Source organism: Glycomyces sp. L485, assembly GCF_022548875.1.
In the GTDB taxonomy this organism is placed as follows: domain Bacteria; phylum Actinomycetota; class Actinomycetes; order Mycobacteriales; family Micromonosporaceae; genus Glycomyces.
Map to the genome: position 1 here is coordinate 1 of NZ_JAKZEW010000078.1, position 2,738 is coordinate 2,738.

Here is a 2,738-nt window from a genome sequence, read left to right on the forward strand (position 1 = left end):
GCGGCCGCTTCACCGAAGGCGGTCAGCTTGGATGGCAAGGCATTGAAAGGCTCGGCCCGTCTCGACCAGCAACGCCGCCACCTGCTCTCGGTCGTCACCCAGGGCATCGTCGCCACCCTGAGCCAGGCCGAGGTCGGAGCGAAAACCAACGAGACAAAGCACTTCCGGCCGCTGCTGGAGGCGCTCGACCTGGCCGGCACCGTGGTCACCTTCGACGCGCTCCACTCGGTCAAGGCCAACATCAAATGGCTCGTGGAAGTCAAGAAAGCGCACTACATCGCGGTCATAAAGTCGAACCAGTGCGCCACGAGGCGCTCTGTCACATCCCCGCTTCAGGCGGGACGGACTCGAAGGGAGGTCTGCTGGGTCTGATGGCTTACCTGAAGCCGAAAGGCGGAGGGGACCGGAGCATGCCAGGAAACCGATGGTCGGGCCCCAGTGCCGGGGACGATGCGTCGGGGGACCCGCGCGGTATGGCGAGAGCTTGACTGCCCGAACCCCAATCTCCAGCGGCAGCAATTTACTGCGACCGGAACGGCACTGAAACCGGTGCCCGTCGTGACCGGGGACGTACTGGTTCGCCCCGGCCAACCTTCGCGGCGGGAGCGATGCCCGATGAGGGCATTGAAGGAGATGAGTGGGGCGCCTGGGCCGCGCTGTCACGTGTGACAGAGACGAACGTGGGATCACCGTAGCGGGCGCTGCCCGCCGGTGACGGAGTGCTCGTAGTAGTCGCCGGAGTTGCGACCGGCCGAGGAGGCGGGGAAAGCCCGCCGCAGGGCGAAGGAGCACAGGTTGATTCGGACACCGAACGGCTTGGGAGGTATGCGAAATGCAGAGCGCTGACACCGTGCTCGGTGTCCTGCGCGACAGGGGCAGGCAAGGTCTGCCGCTGGAGCGGTTGTATCGGCAGCTGTTCAACGAGCAGCTGTTCCTGGTCGCCTACGGGCGCATCTACGCCAACGACGGTGCGATGGTGCCCGGAGTCGACGGGGCCACACCCGACGGGATGAGTCTGGACATGATCCGGTCCGTCATCGCCTTGCTGCGGGCCGAGCGGTATCGCTTCGCTCCGGCCAGGAGGGTGTATATCCCCAAGAAGAACGGAACCCGCAGGCCCTTGGGCCTGCCGACCTGGACTGACAATCTGGTCGGCGAGGTGGTGCGCCTGCTGTTGGAGGCCTACTACGAGCCGACTTTCTCGGCCAGGTCGCACGGGTTCCGGCGAGGGCGCGGCTGTCATACCGCGCTCGACGAGATCGCCTCGACCTGGACGGGCACGACCTGGTTCATCGAAGGCGACATCGCCGACTGCTTCGGCAGTCTCGACCACGAGGTCATGCTCGCGATCCTTGCCGAGCGCATACACGATCAGCGGTTCCTCCGATTGATCGCCGGGATGCTCCGGGCGGGGTATCTGGAGGATTGGAGATGGCACGCCACCTACTCGGGCGCTCCGCAAGGGAGCGTGATCTCCCCGGTCCTGTCCAACATCTACCTCGACCGGCTCGACCGTTTCGTTGAAACACAGCTGATACCCGAATACACCAGGGGTGAGGTCCGTCGGAAGAACCCGGCCTACGGGGCCGTCACGGCCAACATCGGCTACTGGAGACGCAAGGGCGACCGCGACAAGGTCGCGGCCCTGCGCAAGATCCAGCAGTCGATGCCCAGCGGCGACCTCCACGACCCGGACTACCGGCGGCTGAAGTACTGCCGATACGCCGACGACCACATACTGGGGTTCATCGGTCCCCGCCGCGAAGCCGAGCAGATCAAGGCGCGGCTCGCCTCGTTCCTGCATGAAGAACTCAAGCTGGAACTCTCAAGCGAGAAGACCTTGATCACTCACGCCCGCACCCAACGGGCCCGATTCCTCGGCTACGACATCCGGACCAAACACAACGACCGGGTCCGTCACGATGGCAAGCGGACGATCAACGGCACCATCGCTCTCGACGTCCCGCCAGAGGTCGTGAACGAGAAGTGCCGAACTTACCTGCGCGGACACGGGAAACCCCTGATCCGCAACGATCTGGTCCGCACCAGCGACTACAACATCGTCGCTGCCTACGGGACCGAATACCGCGGCTACGTCCAGTACTACCTGCTGGCTGGGAACATCAACTGGCTCAACAAACTCCGCTACACCATGGAACAGTCGATGCTCTCGACTCTCGCAGCGAGGCACCGTCGTCCCCCATGGCTGATGCGCGCCCGACACGAAGCCACCGTCGAGACCCCGCACGGGAAGCGACGATGCTTCGAAGCAGTCTGGCATTCGCCCTCAGGGAGAACGCATCACGCGAGGTTCGGTGGCATCCCATTGCGCCGGAACAAGAAAGCCCGGCTGCTCGACGGACACTGGCCTTCCCGCAGAGGAAGACAGCTCATTGAGCGGCTCGGCAAAGGCATCTGCGAACTCTGCGAGTCGACCGAGGGGATCACCGTCCACCACATCGGCCGACTCATCGACCTCAACCGATACAGCCCCAAGACCGCCCCGGCATGGGTGAGAGCGATGCAGCGACAACGACGCAAGACCTTGATCGTCTGCGCCCGCTGCCACGCCGACATCCACCACCGGTCGAACGCGCAGTAGAACAACTGGAGAGCCGCGATGCGGGGAAACTCGCACGTCCGGTTCGGGGAGGAGCCGCGCGGAAACGAACCCGTCCAACGGGCACCGCGCCGCGCGGCTTACTCCACGCCGCTCGCCTACGCCCAGGTCAGCGCCC

The 2,738-nt window shown here is 64.8% G+C and carries 2 protein-coding genes; both read left to right on the plus strand.

Going from position 1 to position 2,738, the window contains the following annotated elements; translation table 11 throughout:
• Nucleotides 1–372: transposase (locus L0U85_RS20060; protein WP_241379546.1), on the plus strand; the 372-nt coding region annotated here is incomplete at its 5' end.
• A gap of 460 nt (nt 373–832) precedes the next feature.
• Complete coding sequence (locus L0U85_RS20065) at nt 833–2,602, plus strand: reverse transcriptase/maturase family protein (RefSeq protein WP_241379547.1); 1,770 nt, start codon at nt 833–835, stop codon at nt 2,600–2,602.
• The last annotated feature ends 136 nt before the right edge of the window (nt 2,603–2,738 follow it).

Bases quoted from the DNA above. Each gene is read 5' to 3' on its own strand.
- L0U85_RS20065 (WP_241379547.1), top strand. From the start codon at position 833: ATGCAGAGCGCTGACACCGTGCTCGGTGTCCTGCGCGACAGGGGCAGG.